The 17,153-nt window shown below is 61.6% G+C and carries 13 protein-coding genes; 7 read left to right on the top strand and 6 right to left on the bottom strand.

Translation table 11 applies throughout. The features are described 5' to 3' along the window. Positions 1–1,038, bottom strand: a complete 1,038-nt coding sequence (locus DBR44_RS13345; protein ID WP_124644530.1) for a ScbA/BarX family gamma-butyrolactone biosynthesis protein — start codon at positions 1,036–1,038, stop codon at positions 1–3. 158 nt (positions 1,039–1,196) lie between these two features. On the opposite strand from DBR44_RS13345, the gene DBR44_RS13350 reads away from it, so the two are divergent. Then, entirely contained in the window at positions 1,197–1,526 is a 330-nt protein-coding gene (locus tag DBR44_RS13350) for a helix-turn-helix transcriptional regulator (protein WP_124644531.1), read from the top strand. A gap of 1,150 nt (positions 1,527–2,676) precedes the next feature. On the opposite strand, the gene DBR44_RS13355 is transcribed toward DBR44_RS13350, so the two are convergent. Then, entirely contained in the window at positions 2,677–4,008 is a 1,332-nt protein-coding gene (locus DBR44_RS13355; protein ID WP_124644532.1) for an MFS transporter, read from the bottom strand. Positions 4,009–4,191: 183 nt separating this feature from the next. On the opposite strand from DBR44_RS13355, the gene DBR44_RS13360 reads away from it, so the two are divergent. From DBR44_RS13360 to DBR44_RS13370, 3 genes are all read left to right on the top strand, one after another. Next, positions 4,192–6,321: an ATP-binding protein gene (locus DBR44_RS13360; protein WP_199731053.1), complete on the top strand. Its 2,130-nt coding sequence runs from the start codon at positions 4,192–4,194 to the stop codon at positions 6,319–6,321. Further along, positions 6,318–6,917 (top strand): response regulator transcription factor, encoded by a 600-nt coding sequence (locus DBR44_RS13365; RefSeq protein ID WP_124644534.1) that lies wholly within the window; start codon positions 6,318–6,320, stop codon positions 6,915–6,917. The genes DBR44_RS13360 and DBR44_RS13365 overlap by 4 nt, the downstream gene beginning before the upstream one ends. Positions 6,918–7,023: 106 nt before the next feature. After that, complete coding sequence (locus tag DBR44_RS13370; RefSeq protein ID WP_124644535.1) at positions 7,024–7,797, top strand: hypothetical protein; 774 nt, start codon at positions 7,024–7,026, stop codon at positions 7,795–7,797. Positions 7,798–7,884: 87 nt separating this feature from the next. Here DBR44_RS13370 and DBR44_RS13375 read toward each other — a convergent pair whose 3' ends face one another. Next, positions 7,885–8,583 carry a dienelactone hydrolase family protein gene (locus DBR44_RS13375; RefSeq protein WP_124644536.1) on the bottom strand — a complete coding sequence of 233 codons (699 nt, stop codon included), beginning with the start codon at positions 8,581–8,583 and terminating at the stop codon, positions 7,885–7,887. Positions 8,584–8,861: 278 nt separating this feature from the next. Between DBR44_RS13375 and DBR44_RS13380 the strand changes: the two genes are divergently transcribed. Further along, a complete protein-coding gene (locus tag DBR44_RS13380) occupies positions 8,862–11,537 on the top strand; it encodes an EAL domain-containing protein (RefSeq protein ID WP_124644537.1) in 2,676 nt (891 codons plus the stop codon). Here DBR44_RS13380 and DBR44_RS13385 read toward each other — a convergent pair. Next, positions 11,534–12,460, bottom strand: coding sequence for a LysR substrate-binding domain-containing protein (locus DBR44_RS13385; protein ID WP_124644538.1), 927 nt, complete (start codon positions 12,458–12,460; stop codon positions 11,534–11,536). The two genes, DBR44_RS13380 and DBR44_RS13385, sit on opposite strands and share 4 nt — an antisense overlap. A 109-nt stretch (positions 12,461–12,569) precedes the next feature. Between DBR44_RS13385 and DBR44_RS13390 the strand changes: the two genes are divergently transcribed. Next, positions 12,570–13,178 carry an FMN-dependent NADH-azoreductase gene (locus DBR44_RS13390; protein WP_124644539.1) on the top strand — a complete coding sequence of 203 codons (609 nt, stop codon included), beginning with the start codon at positions 12,570–12,572 and terminating at the stop codon, positions 13,176–13,178. Positions 13,179–13,344: 166 nt separating this feature from the next. Then, a complete protein-coding gene (locus DBR44_RS13395; RefSeq protein WP_124644540.1) occupies positions 13,345–14,940 on the top strand; it encodes a sensor domain-containing diguanylate cyclase in 1,596 nt (531 codons plus the stop codon). A gap of 6 nt (positions 14,941–14,946) precedes the next feature. Here DBR44_RS13395 and hemF read toward each other — a convergent pair whose 3' ends face one another. Next, positions 14,947–15,855 carry an oxygen-dependent coproporphyrinogen oxidase gene (gene hemF / locus DBR44_RS13400; RefSeq protein WP_124644541.1) on the bottom strand — a complete coding sequence of 303 codons (909 nt, stop codon included), beginning with the start codon at positions 15,853–15,855 and terminating at the stop codon, positions 14,947–14,949. 429 nt (positions 15,856–16,284) lie between these two features. After that, entirely contained in the window at positions 16,285–17,115 is an 831-nt protein-coding gene (locus DBR44_RS13405) for a carboxylesterase (protein ID WP_124644542.1), read from the bottom strand. Positions 17,116–17,153: the final 38 nt, after the last annotated feature.

A 17,153-nucleotide genomic window follows, 5' to 3' on the forward strand; every position in this document is an offset into this window, starting at 1 on the left:
TCACACCCCTGCTGTCTGCGTCAGCGGCGCGGTCAGGCGCACATCGGCACTGGCGGCCAGCGCCGCCAGTTCCAGCGACGCCGTGGCGATCACCTGGCCTTCCTGCTCGATCAGCAAGGACATCATCACCGTTTCATGGTTGTCGGCCAGGCACACCGCATCGCTGGTCAGACGGCAAGTGGTGGCGAGGCCGAATTCGCCAAAGCGGGTAAAGCGCACCTGGCAGCGCGACAGCAAGACCTCTTCCGGATTGATGCCCTGGTAACGATTGGCCGCGATCAGCGCGGTCTGACGGAAGGCCTCCAGCAGCAACATGCCGGGAATATGATCGAGCGGATGATCGAAAATGCCGGCATTGCCCTGATCGACAATCACCGGGACGGTCAGCGCGCCAGCCTGCTCCTGGATAGCGCCTCCCACCACGACATTACCCGCGTAAGCCCGTCCCACCAGCGAGGGCTGCGCAGGAGCGGGCAGTTGAATCTGCGGGTCGCTATTGACGACAACTTTATGTATTGCCTTGGCGCGCATGCGGCTCCAGCTTGCATCATCCAGCCAGCGGATGCCCATGCGCTTGTGCGCGGCGGCCTCGCCCTGGATCAGCAAGGTCATGTCCAGCGTCACGCCAGCACGCACGCCGTTGCGCACATACTCATCCACTACTTTCACATCCACCAGCGCGGTGGCCGGGCAATCCCGCATCAATAGCGCGGAACGTTGCAGCAGCCGGGTATCGCCATCCAGATAGATAAACTTGTCCTGGATGCTGACATGCAGAAAAGCGTGCGAGACATAAATGGAAGCCTGGCGGAACACCTCCAGCAACAGCAGCATGTCGTAGTGTGACTGCGGGTGGGTGTGATCACTAAAATAGCGGTGCGCGCGCGGTAATTGCGCACTGCACTGGAAATGCAGATCACTGCAGGGCAGGCCGCCAGTCAGAAACACTTCGCTGACTGCGGCGCGGTGCACCATATGACGCGGAACGGTGCTTTCGTAAGCCAGGCCCGGCGATGCGTGGCCAAGATCAATCTTCATCGATCAACTCCTGCTCTTAAGTGCACTAGATCTTGCGGCTCGCACTATCGTCATGCGCATATGGTTTGACACTTGTCGAAGGTTCGAATATCTTCGAACCAGTGCTTTATAGAACAGCATCATGCAGTATGTCAAATGAATTATTTGGAGAGGAACGAATGCCGGATGAGCAAGGCCACCCTGAACGGGATGAAATTGAACTGGGTAAAGTATTGATGGCACTGGCAGACCCGACACGTCGCCGGGTGGTCAAGGCGCTGCTGGAAGATGTGGAATATGCCGAACGGCATTGCACTTCGTTTGGCTTGCAGTTAAGCAAGGCGACGCGTTCACACCACTTTCGCATCCTGCGTGAAGCCGGCCTCATCCGTCAGGTGGATCGCGGTAACAGCCGCATGGCCCAGTTGCGTCGTCAGGATATTGAACAACGCTTTCCGGGCTTGCTTGGCCTGATCCTGCAAGAAGCCGACAAGGATATTGCCCCATAAAGCGTGGTCCGCCGGCGACGGTGGGGTAGCCAAGCCTGCTATTTGCGGGTGGCGGTAAATCAAAGATGCCCAAGTGGGCTAGGGCTGTTTACTTAATAAAAAAGCACCGTCTCGAAGTATGGGAAACGGTGCTTTTTTGTGATTTCAGCGACTCCTCCAGCAGAAGAACCAGCACGTAGTCTTTAACTGCATGGCATTCGCTGCAGAAGCCCTATTTTGCGGCAAGCCAAAACAAAAGCGCTGCCACCCGGTCCCGTCAGTGCGAGCCGACACGGATATGTCGCCCAGGGTCTTAAGCGGTCGGCTGTTCGCAGCGGCGCGACGCTAGTGCGCCGCCAGTTCCGGCTGGGCGGTGTGGCCGGGGCGGGAATTCGAAGCGCTGCGGGTTGCCTTTTCTTTGGCTGCTTCTTTCTTTTGGCAGGCGAAGCAAAAGAAAGAAGCTCGACGGCGGGGCGAGACCCGCGAACTTGGCTTTGTCCTTGCACTTGCGCTGGAGAACACCGGGCTGGTATCCGCTAGCGCGGATGATGTTTTTCACGCCGCTGCCGCGCGGCAAACGGGAAGGAGGGATTGTGTGGCCAATCCCTCCTTCACCTCCCAGGCCACCCCGGGCAAGCATGGCCTGCGGCTCCCCTCCGGGGCCCGTCACTGCTGCGGCACGGCTGGAACTCGCGATTGGCTAACGTCCAATCGCTCAAACAGCCAGCCGTTTAAAACCGCAGCAGTGCCACCCGTCGGCATGCTTGACGGGGACGAAGGTGTCGTCGCTAGGTCCGGGATTTTTGATCGGTTTCTGTCTGGATTGCCGTCTTCTTGTGCCAAGTCCAGTGACGGCAAGGCAAAAACTGTTCAAACAACAGTGCAGACGGTAAGAACCTGTTCATCGTCTGCTGCGATTAAAAAAAGCACCCTTTCCATATAGTGGAAACGGTGCTTTTGGTGTTTTCAGCGGTTCTTTCAGTCAAAACGCTAGCCAAAAATTATTGTGTGAACAGCATGACCCAAGTGGGCCTTTGGCCTCATGCAATGGCGCGCTGTAAATTACCGCGCTCAGTCATCGCCTGAGTGACCTGCCCCCTGCCGACGGCTGCCACATTCGGTCATGCCCCAGCCCTTCCCGGCCGCTGTGGTCGGGCTGGCTGCCGCATGCTTATCCTCGTGCTTCCGCATCAATCTGCGAATGGGCTGCGGTGTCACGCATAAACCAGCAGACCAGCAAAGAGCAGCCGATCACGGCGGTGGCATACCAGTAAAAGCCGCTTTCCATATTGATCGATTTGAACCACAAGGCGAGGTATTCGGCAGTGCCACCAAACACCGATACGGCAAAGGCGTAGGGGACGCCCACTCCGGTGGCGCGAATGGTGGCGGGAAACAGCTCGGCCTTCACCAGCGCATTGATCGAGGTATAGCCAGAGACGATGATCCAGGCGCAGGCAATCAGGCCAAAGGCCTCCCACGGGCCGCTGGCGTGACGGATGGCGGTGAGTAGCGGCACGGTAAATAGGGTGCCGAACAGGGCAAAGCCGATCAGCAGCGGCTTGCGGCCAATGCGGTCGGACAGCGCGCCGTACAGGGGTTGCAAGCACATGGCGAACAGCAGCGAGGCGGCGGAGACGGCGGTGGTTTGTCCGTCGGTCAGGCCAACCGACAGGCGCAGGAATTTCTGCATATAGGTGGTGTAGACATAGAAGGCCAGTGTGCCGCCCATGGTCAGGCCCACCACCAGCAACACTTCCTTGGGGTGACGTGCCAGCTGCTTCAGGCCGCCCATCGGTTTTGCCTGTTTGCGGGCGGTTTCGAAAGACTGTGTTTCCGGCATGTTGTGGCGCATGCGCAGGGCCAGGATGGCTAGCCCGGCACCGATGACAAAGGGAATGCGCCAGCCCCAGGCGCGCAGTTCTGCGGCATCCAGCAGGAATTTCTGCAGCACTAGCAGCAGCAAGAGTGCCAGCAACTGGCCGCCAATCAAGGTGACGTACTGGAAGCTGCTATAGAAACCCCGGTGTTTGGAGTCGGCCATTTCGGACAGATAAGTAGCACTGGCACCGTACTCGCCGCCCAGGCTGAGGCCTTGCAGCAGGCGTGCCAGCAGCAGGATACACGGCGAGAGGATGCCGACCGAGGCATAAGTAGGAGCGCAGGCAATCAGTAGCGAGCCAAAGCACATCAGCAGCACCGAAGTCATCAGTGCCGTCTTGCGGCCGTGGCGATCACCCAGGTGACCAAACAGCACGCCACCCAGGGGGCGTACGAAAAAGCCCAGGGCAAAAATGCCGGCGGTGGACATCATCTGCGCGGTTGGGTCCTGCGCCGGGAAAAAGGCGCTGGCAAAGTACAGGGCGAAGGCGGAATAGCAGTAAAAATCGAACCATTCGACCAGATTGCCGGCCGAGCCGACAAAGATGGCGCGCAAGCGTTTGCCGGAAATGCGTTCGCTGGCCTGGCTCTGGCTGGCCGGCCTGGTGGAAGCGGTGCTCATATTGTCTCCTTTGTTGTGCGGGAGATGGCATGTTTCCCCCGTTTTTGGCCTTTTACTATCGCAGCCACGGGCCGGGCGAGCATCCGCAACTTCGTCGCATGCTTCTCCGTAAGACTACGGAGAAGTGTTCCAAAGCGTGGGGGCAGCTGTTATGTTCGTCTGCTCTGCCTTGTGGGAAATGCCATGCTTGCCTGGTTCAATGCACGCCACTGGCGCAGGCTGATCACGCTGGCCGGCGCACTCGTTCTGATCGTGGCATCGGGCAACTGGGCCGCGCAGCATGAGATGCAATCCAAAACGGTGGCCTTGCGCCAGGCCGCCGCTGCACATGTGCTGGGTCTGCGTGGCCTGGTGGAGAAACACGATTTTCTGCCCTATGCCGCCGCCCGCCAGCCCGACGTACAAAACCTGCTCGACACCCCGCAGGATGCCGCCTTGCAGGGCCGGGTCAATGCCTACTTTGCCGATCTGCAGCGCACCACCGGAGCGGCCGCCTTGTTTCTCATCGACCGTGGCGGGCTGACGCTTGCCGCCAGTAACTGGCAGCTGCCGTCGAGCTTTGTCGGCCAGTCTTATCGGCAGCGGCCCTATTTCGAAGATGCCCTGCATGGCCGGCGGGGGCTGTTTTACGGTCTTGGCCTGACCACCGGGCAGTCGGGCCTGTTCATTGCCGAGCCGGTGCGGGTACAGGGCGTCATCCTGGGCGTGGTGGTGGTCAAGATCAGCCTGGAGCCTTTGCAGGCCGCGTGGATGCGTGGCAGCGACCCGGTGGTGCTGCGCGATGGCCATGGCATTGTCTTTCTAAGCGCGGTGCCCGAATGGCTGTTTCAGAGTATCCAGCCGGTGCCGCCGGCTGATGTGCGCTGGATTACCGGCCATCGCCAATATGGCAGCCGCGAGCGCTTTGCCGTGCTGCCTTGGCAGCGCGAGCCGGTCGCTGACGGGGCAGGGTTTGTCCTGCATACCACGGTGCAAGGCCAGCGCCGCGCGCTGTTTGCGCTCGATACCCCGTTGCCAGAACTGGGCTGGACCCTGACGGTCACGACCGACATGAAGGAAGTCGCGCAGGCACGGCAGGCGGCGCTGATGCTCAGCGCCCTGGCGGTGGCGCTGCTGTTGCTGGGCATACTGTACTGGCGGCTGCGCGAGAAGCGCTTTGTCGAGCAGCGCGCCGCGCGGCTGGAACTGGAGCGGCGGGTGGAGGAGCGCACGCGCGATCTGGAAGAGGCACACACCTTCCGCAAGGCGATGGAAGACTCCTTGCTGGTAGGCATGCGGGCCAGGGATCCGGCGGGCACCATCATCTATGTCAATCCGGCACTCTGTGCCATGGTCGGCTATGCGCCGGAAGAGTTGCTGGGGCGCCGGCCGCCTTATCCCTACTGGCATCCGGATGATCTGGAAAAACAGGCGCGCGAGAGCGACGAAGTGCTGCAGGGGCGTGCTGCCCCGCAGGGTTTCGAATCACGCATCCGCCACAAGGACGGACGGGATGTGATGACCATGGTGTACACCGCACCGCTGGTGGATGCACAGGGCGTGCACCGTGGCTGGATGAGCTCGGTGGTGGACATTACCGCGCAAAAGCAGGCCGAAGCCCGCCAGCGCGACCAGGAGCTGCAACTGGCACGCAGTGCCCGGCTGGCCAGCGTGGGTGAAATGGCCTCCACCCTGGCGCACGAACTTAACCAGCCGCTGATGGCGCTGTCCAATTTTGCCGTTGCCGCTCGTGCGCTGGCGGCGCAGGGGGCTACCGACATGCTGGCCGGCACCCTCGACGAAATCGTCGAGCAGTCACGGCGGGCCAGTGAAATCGTCAAGCGGGTGCGGGTGTTCATCAACCCGCAACGGGCCCACTACGAAAGCCTGCGGATGGAGAATGTCATCTCCCATGCGGCGATGCTGCTGAAGCCGGAATTGCAACGCCACCGCGTACAGTTGCAGCTGCTGCTGGACGATGCGGCGGCCCCGGTGCGCGGCGACACGGTATTGCTGGAGCAGGTGCTGGTCAATCTCATCCACAATGCGCTGCACGCCATGCAGGGCCAGCCAGCACACTGCCGCGCCATTACACTGAGCTGCCAGCGGGTGGGGCAGGTTTTGACCGTCAGCGTGGCTGACGCGGGGCCGGGTATTCCCCCCGAGCAGCGCGAACAGATTTTTGCCCCGTTTTTTACCACCAAGCCAGACGGGCTGGGCCTGGGGCTGAATATTTGCCGCACCATCATCGAAGCGCATGGCGGTGCGATGACGGTTGCCAACCGCGCCAGCGGTGGTGCGGTGTTTACCTTTACCTTACCGGTTGAAGCATGACGGACTTGCCACTGACCCTGTTCCTTGTCGACGACGACGAAGCACTGCGCCGCTCGCTGATCCTGCTGTTGTTTTCCCAGGGGCTGGCGGTACAGGCCTTTGCCTCGGGCGAGGACTTTCTTAACGCGGTCAACCTGCGCCAGCCCGGCTGCCTGATTCTTGACCTGCGCCTGGGCGGGATGAGCGGGCTGAGCGTGTTTGACAGCCTGCTGGCGGCACACAGCCCACTGGTTACCCTGTTTCTGTCGGCGCACGGTGATATCCCCACGGCACTGGAAGCCGTGCGGCGTGGGGCTTATGACTGGGTGGAAAAGCCGGATACCCAGCAGCTGCTGGATAAGCTGCCTGCTGCCATTGCCCTGGCGCGCGCCCGCGCCCAGGCGCTGCAACGCTGGGCCGAGCTGACACCACGTGAGCGCGAGGTGGCACGCCTGGTCGGCCTGGGCCAGCCCAACAAGGAGATCGCCCGCATCCTGGTGCCGCCTTGTGGCCACCGCTCGGTGGAAACCCATCGCGCCAATATCTTCAGCAAACTGCAGTGCGCCAATGACAATGAGCTGGGCCGCTGGCTGGCGGCACATCCCTGGCTTGATTAGGCTGCTGCGGTGTCGTCGTGGATTGCGCTTGCGCTGATTTTGCCCAGCACGGTTGGCGGATTGATGCTAATACGCATTATCGCAAGCAGCTTGAAGGTGCTTACACATGTGGCGAATGGTCATGCGCGGTGCGCTCATATTCGGCCTGTTACCGCTGCCGGTAGAGGCTTGCAATGGTACGGTCACGCCGGATGGTACGGCACCTTACAACCGGCCGGATATCCACGGCATTGCAGTGTTTCTGCCGCAAGTGCTGGAAAACACCGTGGACAGCCCCTTTGCCAATCTGATCAAGGTGGTGAACAAGTACTACCCCGCAGGGCGGATCAGCCTCAGCATCGCCCCGGTGCGGCGGGTTTACCTGGACATCAGCGACCAGAATGCCGATTTCCGCTTCCCCATCATGAAAATCCGTGATGGCGCGGATAGCCAGACGCCTTACCAGTTTGGGCATGAGATGCTGGGCAAGGTCAGCTTTGTCCTGTACAGCAACAAGGCCAGGCCACTGGACAAGGCCGCAGTGCTGGACATGGCCAATCTCAACAAATACCAGCTGGCCGCGCCGCCAACCAACTGGGGCTTTCACACCGAGAGTGTGGTGGATCTGGAGCGCTCGCTCAAAATGCTCAATCAGGGGCGGATAGACGGGGTGATCTGGGCGCAGGAGGAGGCGGATTTCCTGATCCGCAAATTCCGGCTGGAAAATGTGCACCGCTCCCATTTCGATGACTACCCGGATGTGATCTTTCTTTCCTGCAACCAGCGTGGCAATTATGTCAACCAGGTGCTGAGCAAGGCGATTGCTGCGGCACGTGCCAGTGGTGAGCTGGCCCGCGCCTATACTGCGGTGCACCAGCCCTACCATGACTGGCAACCTTGAGCGCCGTGTGCCGGGCGGGCACTGAGAACCTGCTCACGCTCTCGCGCGCGAAGGAGCACCCGGGTATCGCAAATGGTAAACAGGTTCTTACAGATGCTCGGCCAGGAACTGCAGGGTGCGGCCGGTGGCCAGAGCCGCGGCGGATTGATTGTAGGCAGTCTGGCGGCCCCAGCAATTGAAACCATGGCCGGCAGCCGGGTAGTCAAAGAATACGGCATTGTCCTTGCCGGAAAATGCGGCCTTGACCTGGGTAACAGCGCTGGGCGTGATGTGCTCGTCCTGACCGGCATAGTGAAACAGAATGGGCTGGCTGATCTGTGCGGCCAGCGCCAGGTGCTGATCGATGCCGCCGCCGTAAAAGCACACGGCCGCATCCGCCTGACTCAGCGCCGCCGCACGGAAAGCCAGCTGGCCGCCCAGGCAGTAGCCCAGGGTGGCTACCTTGCCTGTTAGCTCGGGGCGCTGGCGCAGCTGCGCCACGGTCGCGGCCACATCCGCCGCCGCCTGCGCGGTGTCCACGGTCTGGTAGTAGCCAAAGGCTTGCTGGGTGCCGGCCGCGTCATAGTCCAGATCCACTCTGGGGCTAAGACGCCAGAACACGTCCGGAGCCAGTACCACATAGCCGGCCAGGGCATATTGATCGGCCACGGCGCGGATGTGTTCATTGACCCCCCAGATTTCCTGTACCAGCACAATGCCGGGGCCACTGCCGCTGGGTGGTAATGTCAGATAGGCACTGAATGTCTGGCCGTCGGCGGCAGGTATATCAATCCATCTTGCGTTCACAGGCAACTCCTTGTCGCTGAAAGTACATCACGGGGGCGGTAAGTGCTGGCACAGCATAGTCAAAAACCTGCTGTGCAGCACAGTGAATTTGCCGGCAGGCCTTGGCTGCTTGGGGAGGAAAATCTGCTCTGTATCGACCGTGCTGGCCAGTCATGCCATTGTATTTTGTCTCGTGCCGGCACTTTGATTTTTGTCAGCTGGATGACGGTGAAGTTGCTAGGACAGCCAGATAGGGTTTGCTAACATGGCTTTCGGCATCAACCACCCTTCTTTGGCTCATGATCCAGCGTCCGCAACGCATTTATCTGGTGTTTTTCCTGCTGCTGTTCATGGGCACGGCAGCGCTGATTGCTTTTCTGCTGGGCACGGCTTATGTCGAAAAACAGCATCAGGCCGAAGTGAATGCCCGCAATGTGGTGGCCGTGCTGGAGGCCAGGCTGGAGGCGGCCCTGCGTCGTACCCAGGCCAATCTGGAAGAACTGGCCCAGCGCACGCCACTGGCGGCCTTGTCGCTGGCCGCCCGGCCGCAATATGCCGCTACCATGCAGCAGCAACTGGCCTTGCCGGCTCGCCATTTTCCTGAAATCGTCGGCCTGCGGCTGATTGATGCCGAGGGGAATGTGCTCTATGCCTCGGACCGTTTGCTGCCACAAGCCAATGTGCGCGACCGCAGTTATTTCATCGCCCTGAGCCAGCATCCGCAGCAGTCCCTGTTTTTTTCCGAAGTGACCACCGGCCGTATCAATCGCATCCTGCAACTGTATATGGCAGTGCCGATCCGCACGCCGCAAGGTGCTTTTGCCGGTATCGCCATGGCGCCGCTGGATATCGGCTATTTCCAGCAGCTGTTCGATGCGGTGGATCTGGGGCCGCATGGCGTGATTACCTTTCGCCGCAGCGACGATGGCCGGCTGGTGTTACGCCATCCGGCCCGGCCGGGCACCGTCAACCAGACCTTGCATAACAATCCCATGCAGCAGCGGGTGGAAGCCGGCGAGCAGCAGGGCGTCATTCGTTTTCATGCTGCCATCGATCATGTAGAGCGGGTTTACGCGTTCAAGCGGGTGGGGGAGTTCCCCTTTTATGTGGCGGCCGGCATTGCCAGCGATGATTTTCTGGCGCAGTGGCATACCACCTTGCTGGGTACGGTGGTGGTGTCCTTGCTGTGCTTGTTGCTGCTGGCCTGGCTGCTGCAGCGCCTGCGCCGGTCGGAAGAGCGGCGGCTGCATGCCAGTGGCGAGTTGCAGGCCAGCGAGGACCGCTTCCTGCAATTGTTCAATTCGGTGGGCGAGGGCATCTGCGGCATGGATGGCCAAGGCCGCTACCTGTTTTCCAATCCGGCAGCCCGTCAGTTGCTGGGCCATGCCGACGAAGCCACCCTGCGCGAGCAGGACCTGCCCGGCCTGATTCATGCCCGGCAGGCCGATGGCCGGCCCTTGCCGGCGACAGACTGCCTGATCCGCCAGGCCGTGCGGCAAGGACAGAGCGTGCATGAGGCCGATGACGTGTTCACCCGGGCCGATGGCAGCCTGCTGGCCGTGCGTTACGATGCCTACCCGCTGCTCAAGGATGGCAAGAATGTTGGCACGGTGCTGCTGTTCCAGGACATTGGCGAGCGCAAGCGGCAGCAGCAGCAGATCGCCTTTCTGGCTCATCACGATGCGCTGACCGGCCTGCCCAACCGCATTCTGGCCGAAGACCGCTTCTGCCAGCTGGCCGGCCTGGCGCAGCGTCACGAGGAGCGGCTGGCCATGCTGTTCCTGGATCTGGACGGCTTCAAGACCATCAATGATTCGCTGGGGCATGACGTGGGCGACGAGATGCTGCAAGCCGTGGCACAGCGCTTGCAGTCCTTGCTACGCGAGCACGATACCGCCTGCCGGCTGGGCGGGGACGAGTTCCTGCTGTTGCTGCCCGGCATCCGTGGCATGGGCGGGGTGGAGGGGCTGGCACTGCTGATTGGGCGCCTCCTGCATGGCCTGGAGCAGCCTTTCCTGCTGCAAAACCATCAGCTGTCCACCTCGGCCTCCATCGGGGTGGCCCTGTATCCGGACGATGGCGAGGATTTCACCACGCTGATGAAAAAAGCGGATACCGCCATGTATCACGCCAAGGATGCCGGGCGTAACACCTATCGCCTGTTCGACGAGCGGATGAATGTCGAGGCGCAGCAGGTATTGCGCTTGCGCAGCCATTTCATGGCCGCGCTGGAGGCCGGCCAGTTTGTGCTGCACTATCAGCCGCAGGTAAGGCTGGCCGATGGCCAGGTGCTGGGGGTGGAGGCGCTGGTGCGCTGGCAGGATGGCGAGCGGCTGATTGCCCCGGCCGAGTTCATCCCCATGGCAGAAAGCAGTGGCCTGATCGTGCCGCTGGGCGAGTGGGTGCTGCACGAAGCCTGCCGCCAGGCGGTGCAGTGGCAGCAGGAGCATGACCGCCCGCTGTGCGTGGCGGTCAATATTTCGGCGGTGCAGTTCAAGCGCGGCAATCTGGAACATACCGTGGCCGAGGCGCTGGCACACAGCGGCTTGCCGCCGCAGCTGCTGGAGCTGGAACTGACCGAAACCACCTTGCTGCACCAGACCGAGGCCGTATTGCACACGCTGTCGCGGCTGAGCGAACTGGGTGTCAGACTGGCCATCGACGACTTCGGTACCGGTTATTCCAGCCTGGCTTATCTCAAGCGGCTGTCGGTCAACAAGCTGAAGATCGATCAATCCTTCATCCGCCATCTGACCGAAGATGCCGACGACGGCAATATCGTCTGCGCCATCATCGAAATGGCGCGCAAGATGCAATTGCAGACGCTGGCCGAAGGGGTGGAAAGCCAGCAGATTGCTGACCTGCTGCGGCAAATGGGCTGCGAGCAGGCCCAGGGCTATCATTTTGCCCGGCCGCTAACGGCCGCCCAGCTGCATGCCTACCTGCTGGCGCAGCGCGCCGGTCGGCAGTCCTAGCCGGCGGGCGGGTAGGAGGGGTGGCCCGGTGGGATCAGGTCGGTTACCAGAAAATCGATAAAGGCGCGGATGGCCGGCGACAGGCCGCGCCGGCTGGTAAAGGCCGCGTGCAGAATACCCCAGGGGCTGTTGAACTCTGGCAGCAGCCGCAGCAAGCGTCCTTGCTCCAAGGCCTCGTCACAGACCATCACCGGCAGCGCTGCCACGCCCAGGCCGGCGATGGCCGCCTCCAGCAGCACCAGCAGGTCGTCGGTCATCAGGCGCGGGTTGTCGATTTGCAGGTTATAGGTGTGGCCGGCCTGGTCCAGCAACTGCCACTGGCCACGGCCATCCGGGCGGCTCATGGTCAGCGCCGGCAGCGCGAGCAAATCGGCCGGTGATTGCGGCATGGGATGCTGGTGCATGAAGTCCGGGCTGGCCACCAGAATGACCTGGCTGACCGACAGCTGGCGCACCACCAGATTGGCGCTGTTGTCCAGGCTGTTGCGCACGCGCAGGGCGACATCGATATTGTCCTCAATCAGATCCACCCGCCGGTTGGTGGCTTCCAGGCTGACCCGTACCTGTGGATGACGCAGCATGAAGCGTGGCAGTACCGGTGCCAGCAAGGTCTTGGCCAGCAGCTCGGGGCAGCTGACCCGTACCAGGCCACGCGGTTCGGCAGTGATGCGGGCAATGGCATCATCCGCCGCCTCGGCCTCGGCCAGCATGGCCTGGCAATGCTGGTAATAGCTGCTGCCGACTTCGGTCAGTGCCAGCCGCCGCGTGGTACGTTGCAGCAGGCGTACGCCAAGGCGTTCTTCCAGCTCGGCCACCCGGCGCGACAGCCGCGATTTGGGTATGCCCAGCATGCGGCTGGCCGCCATGAAACCACCGAACTCCACCACCTTGGCGAAATACAGCAGGTCGTTGAGGTCTTGCATGAGATTGTCCTGTGGGTGGAACAATGTTTCCTTTTTTTGCAGTCTAGTCATGATTGGTAGCAAAAACTACTATTCACCCATACCGAACTGCACAAAAAGGAAGTCCATCATGAAACTGCTACACCTTGATTCCAGCATTCTTGGCCAGAACTCCGTTTCCCGTCAGCTGACTGCCGCCGTGGTGGATGCCGTGCGCCAACGCCATGCCGCCCTTGACGTCAGCTATCGCGATCTGGCCAGCCAGTCGATTGCCCATCTGTCCGGCGAAATCATCGGTGCCAACTTCACTGCCGAAGCCGACTGGACCGATACCCAGCGTAGCGAAAGCGCGCTGAGCAATGCGCTGATCGAAGAATTCCTGGCTGCCGACGTGCTGGTGATTGGTGCGCCGATGTACAACTTTTCCATCCCGTCGCAGCTGAAGAGCTGGATTGACCGCGTGGCCGCTGCCGGCCGCACCTTCAAGTACACCGAGAATGGCCCGCAAGGCCTGGCCGGTGGCAAGAAAGTGGTGATCGTCTCCAGCCGTGGCGGTGTTTACTCCACCGAGCAGGGCCAGCTGATGGATTTCCAGGAAGACTACCTGCGTACCGTGCTGGGTTTTCTGGGCATCAGCGATATCGAGTTTGTACGGGCTGAAGCGGTCAATATGGGCGACGACAAGCGCGCGACCGCGATTCATGCGGCCAAGGAAGCGATTGCCAAACTCGCGCTCTGATCAGGGGGGGCGTTGTGGGAAAAACGGGTCAATCTGACCCGTTTTTTCAATGCCGGCTTGTGAATCGACCGCGCAAAGTACAGCTCTGCTAACACCCGTGTTAGCGTGTAAGCATATATAAAGTACAGTGCTATCGTGTCGAGAGAGTCGCAAGCGGGTTGGCAATATGCGTAGGATGCTGTTGGGAGAAATGGTGCTGGATCACCAGCGGGCCTTTCGCGGCATATTAACGCTGGTGTTCATGCTATTGGTTGTTTCCAACGGCTGGTATGTCTATTCCCGCTCACTTAGTCTGTCAGATCAGTACGCCCACCGTGCCGTAGTCGGCATCCGCCAGCATTTCGAGAAAATATCCGGTTTTATCGACACCATTCAGGCCGAAGCCGTGCGCGAGCTGCAATGGGGCGAGCAGTCCCGTGATGTGGATGGGCAATTGTCTGCGCTGCGCAATGTGCCGGGGAGCAACTATTTTTCGCTGGACAGCTTGCCACCACCGCTCAGTCATCAGCAGATCGGCAATCTGACCGGGCTGGTGCTGCCCGGCAAGCGGGACCCGGCGCGCCAGCGCGAGATCGCCGTGGCGCTGGGGCTGGCGCCGATGATGACTGCCGCCTATCGCAATCTGGATGACCATGGTGTGGCCTGGGTCTACTACGTGTCACGCCAGCAGTTCATCTACCTTTATCCGTTTACCCCTGCCGCCGATTTCCATTACAGCCTGGCCACGCCCAACGGCGTGTTCTGGCGCATGGTGCTGCCGGAAGTGAATCCGGGAGGGCGGCGGATCATGACCCCGGTGTATATCGATCAGGCGGGCAAGGGTGCCATGCTGACCATCGGCCAGCCCATTGTGGCCGAAGGGCATTTTTACGGCTCTCTGAACATGGATGTCAGTATCAGCACCCTGCATCAGCTATTGAGCAGCTCGGGCGATGTGCTGGGCAAGCTGTATCTGCTGAATGCCCAGAACCAGATTGTCGCGGCCAATACCGAGCAGGCCTTGCCGCAGGAGAATCTGTTGCGCCTGCCGGTGATGGCCGACTACCTCGCCGGCCCCACTGCCCACGTCAAGGTGTTTGCGGTGGGCGATACCGGCATGCGCGTGCTGCATTACCTGCCCAATGGCGTGCTGGCGCTGGAGATCATCAAGGGAACGGCACCCGGCATCGTGGCGGCCTTGCTGCTGTGGCTGGCGCTGGCCTTGCTGACCCGTACCTGGGTGCTCAATCGCGAACTGCGGCGCTTGTCCGAACACGACCCGCTCACCGGCGCCTTGAATCACCGTGCTTTTCAGTCAGTGCTGTCACAGCTGTACCAGGACTACCAGGAGCGCGGACAGGTGTTTTCGCTGGTGATGGTGGACCTGGATCACTTCAAGAGAATCAACGACACCTTCGGCCATGCGGTGGGCGACGAGGTGCTCAAAGTGCTGGTGCGGCTGGCGCGGCGCATGCTGCGCAACCAGGATCTGGTGGCGCGGCTGGGGGGCGAGGAGTTTGTGCTGGTATTGCCGGCCACCGAGCTGCGCGACGCGATGAAGGCGGCCGTGCGTCTGCGTCTGCAGCTGGAACGGCTCAACTGGGCCAAGCTGGGTTTGCCGGATAAAGTCACCGCCAGCATGGGTTGTGCGGTGGTGCTGGCCAGCGACAGCAAGGCCGAGGCCGTGCTGAAACGGGCCGATGATGCCATGTACCGCGCCAAGCAGGAGGGCCGCAACCGGGTCTGTCTCGACCTGCAGGGGCAGCCTCCCGGCGTGGCATAAGCCTGCTCAGACCCAGTCGCGTACCGGCAGGAAGCGCTGGTACAGCTCGGCTTCGGCGCTGCCCTCGGCGGGCTGGTAGCCATACTCCCAGCGCACCAGCGGCGGCATCGACATCAGGATGGATTCGGTACGGCCACCGGTTTGCAGGCCGAACAGCGTGCCACGGTCCCATACCAGATTGAATTCCACATAGCGGCCACGGCGGTAGAGCTGGAACTGGCGCTGCGCCTCGGTCCACGGCGTGGCCTTGCGCTTGTCCACGATGGGGATGTAGGCCTCGGCAAAGCCCAGGCCCACGGCCTGCATGAAGTCGAAGCAGCGGGCAAAACCCCACTGGTTCAGATCGTCAAAGAACAGCCCGCCCACGCCGCGTGCTTCATTGCGGTGTTTGAGGAAGAAATACTCGTCGCACCATTTCTTGTAGTCGGCATACACGGTGTCGCCAAACGGCTGGCACAGCTCGCGTGCCACGCTGTGCCAGTGGACCACGTCTTCTTCCACGCCGTAGTAGGGGGTCAGGTCGAAACCGCCGCCAAACCACCAGATCGGCTCGGCACCATCCTGTTCGGCAATGAAAAAGCGCACATTGGCGTGGCTGGTGGGAACGTGCGGGTTTTCCGGGTGAATCACCAGCGACACGCCCATGGCTTCGAAACGGCGGCCCGCCAGTTCCGGGCGGTGGGCGGTGGCTGATGCCGGCAGCGCATCACCGCTGACATGAGAGAAATTCACCCCGGCCTGTTCGAATACCGCGCCCTGGCTCAGCACGCGGCTGCGCCCGCCACCGCCTGTGGGCCGCTGCCAGGCATCCTCGACAAAGCGCCCCCTGCCGTCTGCCTGTTCCAGTGCGGCGCAGATGCGGTCTTGCAGTTGCAGCAGAAAGGCTTTCACATCATGGGCGTGGGGGTGGCTCATCGTAATATCCTGGGTGGTGGTGTGGCTGGCATTGTAGCAGAGCCATTCCCGGCCGCCGCAGCGCCCGGCGCGGACAAAAAAAGAACCCGCCTGAGGGGGCGGGTTACACAAAGTCACACAAAGGACAGAGGAGAACGGGCCCGTTGCCAGACCCTAAACAGATACAGAGCAAGCACCTTGCCGCAGGCTCGGGGGTTTCTGCGGCATGGCTTGTTTGCATGGAACACAGTGTGCCAGAGCCAGGATGCAGCTCTGTGCGGCTAGCGTCTGGGCTATGTGCCGGCGCTGTGCCGGCTTGATGACATTGCATGACAAAGCGGCGCAGTTTGTTTCGATTGATGAAGCGGGGGAACTTTGCCTGCCGGCAATGACAAAGGGCCGGCACTGCTGGCAGTGTCGGCCCGGTGGCGGCAAATGCGAGGGAGGGGGTCAGGCGGTGAGCGCGTCACCCTGCCACAGCGGCGGTGTGCTGCTGGCCGGGCGCGGCTTGCTGGCCGGACGGGCCCGGAAGAAATCCACACTGCGGGCCAGCACGGCCATGCGTTCGTTATCCACCAGCACCATGTGATAGCTGTCGGACAGCGGCATGAAGTCCACTTCGCCACCCAGGTGGGCCTGCAAGTGACGGGCCGAGCGCGGGCTGGTGATGTCATCTTCGTCGGCATGCACGATCAGCGTGGGGCAGGTAATTTCCTGCAGCCGCGGCATCAGCTGTTTGCGCAGTTTGTCTACCTCGCGGATGCAGGCCAGCGGCACATAGGGATAGTGGAAGCGTTCGCCACGTTCGAAGCGTTGCTGGATCAGCTTGCGGATGCGTTGGTTCTTGATGCCGAAAGGCTCGGCTTCCGGTACGCGCATGCGATTGGCCATGCCCGGCAGGATATAGCCCAGCTTGCGCAGCCAGGTCAGGCGCGGCAGGCTCCAGCCATCTAGGAACAGCGGCGGCGCATACAGTGCCAGCTTGTCCTGGTGGTTTTCCAGCCGCGCCACTTCCAGCGCGACCAGTGCCCCCAGGCAGACGCCAGCCAGATGCACCACGCCATGGCGCTGTTTCAGCGCCCGGTATTCGGCACGCATGCTGGCTATCCAGTCTTGCCAGCCGGTTGCCAGCAGATCGTCCGGTACGGTGCCGTGGCCAGGCAGCAGCGGGACATGGGTATCGATCCCGGCTTCTTCCAGGGTGCGGCCCAGCGAGCCGAGGTCGTAAACGGTGCCACCCAGTCCATGAATCAACAGGGCGGCGGGACGAGGTGAGGGCATGGAAGATTCCGGGCAGGAGAATGAACAGCCTGCAGTAT

The sequence above is a fragment of the Aquitalea sp. FJL05 genome, from assembly GCF_003852595.1.
Classification (GTDB): domain Bacteria; phylum Pseudomonadota; class Gammaproteobacteria; order Burkholderiales; family Chromobacteriaceae; genus Aquitalea; species Aquitalea aquatilis.

What these genes read in the sequence shown, in the direction of transcription:
- DBR44_RS13380 (WP_124644537.1), top strand. Translation starts at nt 8,862, where the DNA reads ATGATCCAGCGTCCGCAACGCATTTATCTGGTGTTTTTCCTGCTGCTG.
- DBR44_RS13365 (WP_124644534.1), top strand. Translation starts at nt 6,318, where the DNA reads ATGACGGACTTGCCACTGACCCTGTTCCTTGTCGACGACGACGAAGCA.
- DBR44_RS13395 (WP_124644540.1), top strand. Translation starts at nt 13,345, where the DNA reads ATGCGTAGGATGCTGTTGGGAGAAATGGTGCTGGATCACCAGCGGGCC.
- DBR44_RS13360 (WP_199731053.1), top strand. Translation starts at nt 4,192, where the DNA reads ATGCTTGCCTGGTTCAATGCACGCCACTGGCGCAGGCTGATCACGCTG.
- DBR44_RS13370 (WP_124644535.1), top strand. Translation starts at nt 7,024, where the DNA reads ATGTGGCGAATGGTCATGCGCGGTGCGCTCATATTCGGCCTGTTACCG.
- DBR44_RS13405 (WP_124644542.1), bottom strand. Translation starts at nt 17,115, where the DNA reads ATGCCCTCACCTCGTCCCGCCGCCCTGTTGATTCATGGACTGGGTGGC.
- DBR44_RS13345 (WP_124644530.1), bottom strand. Translation starts at nt 1,038, where the DNA reads ATGAAGATTGATCTTGGCCACGCATCGCCGGGCCTGGCTTACGAAAGC.
- hemF (WP_124644541.1), bottom strand. Translation starts at nt 15,855, where the DNA reads ATGAGCCACCCCCACGCCCATGATGTGAAAGCCTTTCTGCTGCAACTG.
- DBR44_RS13355 (WP_124644532.1), bottom strand. Translation starts at nt 4,008, where the DNA reads ATGAGCACCGCTTCCACCAGGCCGGCCAGCCAGAGCCAGGCCAGCGAA.
- DBR44_RS13385 (WP_124644538.1), bottom strand. Translation starts at nt 12,460, where the DNA reads ATGCAAGACCTCAACGACCTGCTGTATTTCGCCAAGGTGGTGGAGTTC.
- DBR44_RS13390 (WP_124644539.1), top strand. Translation starts at nt 12,570, where the DNA reads ATGAAACTGCTACACCTTGATTCCAGCATTCTTGGCCAGAACTCCGTT.
- DBR44_RS13350 (WP_124644531.1), top strand. Translation starts at nt 1,197, where the DNA reads ATGCCGGATGAGCAAGGCCACCCTGAACGGGATGAAATTGAACTGGGT.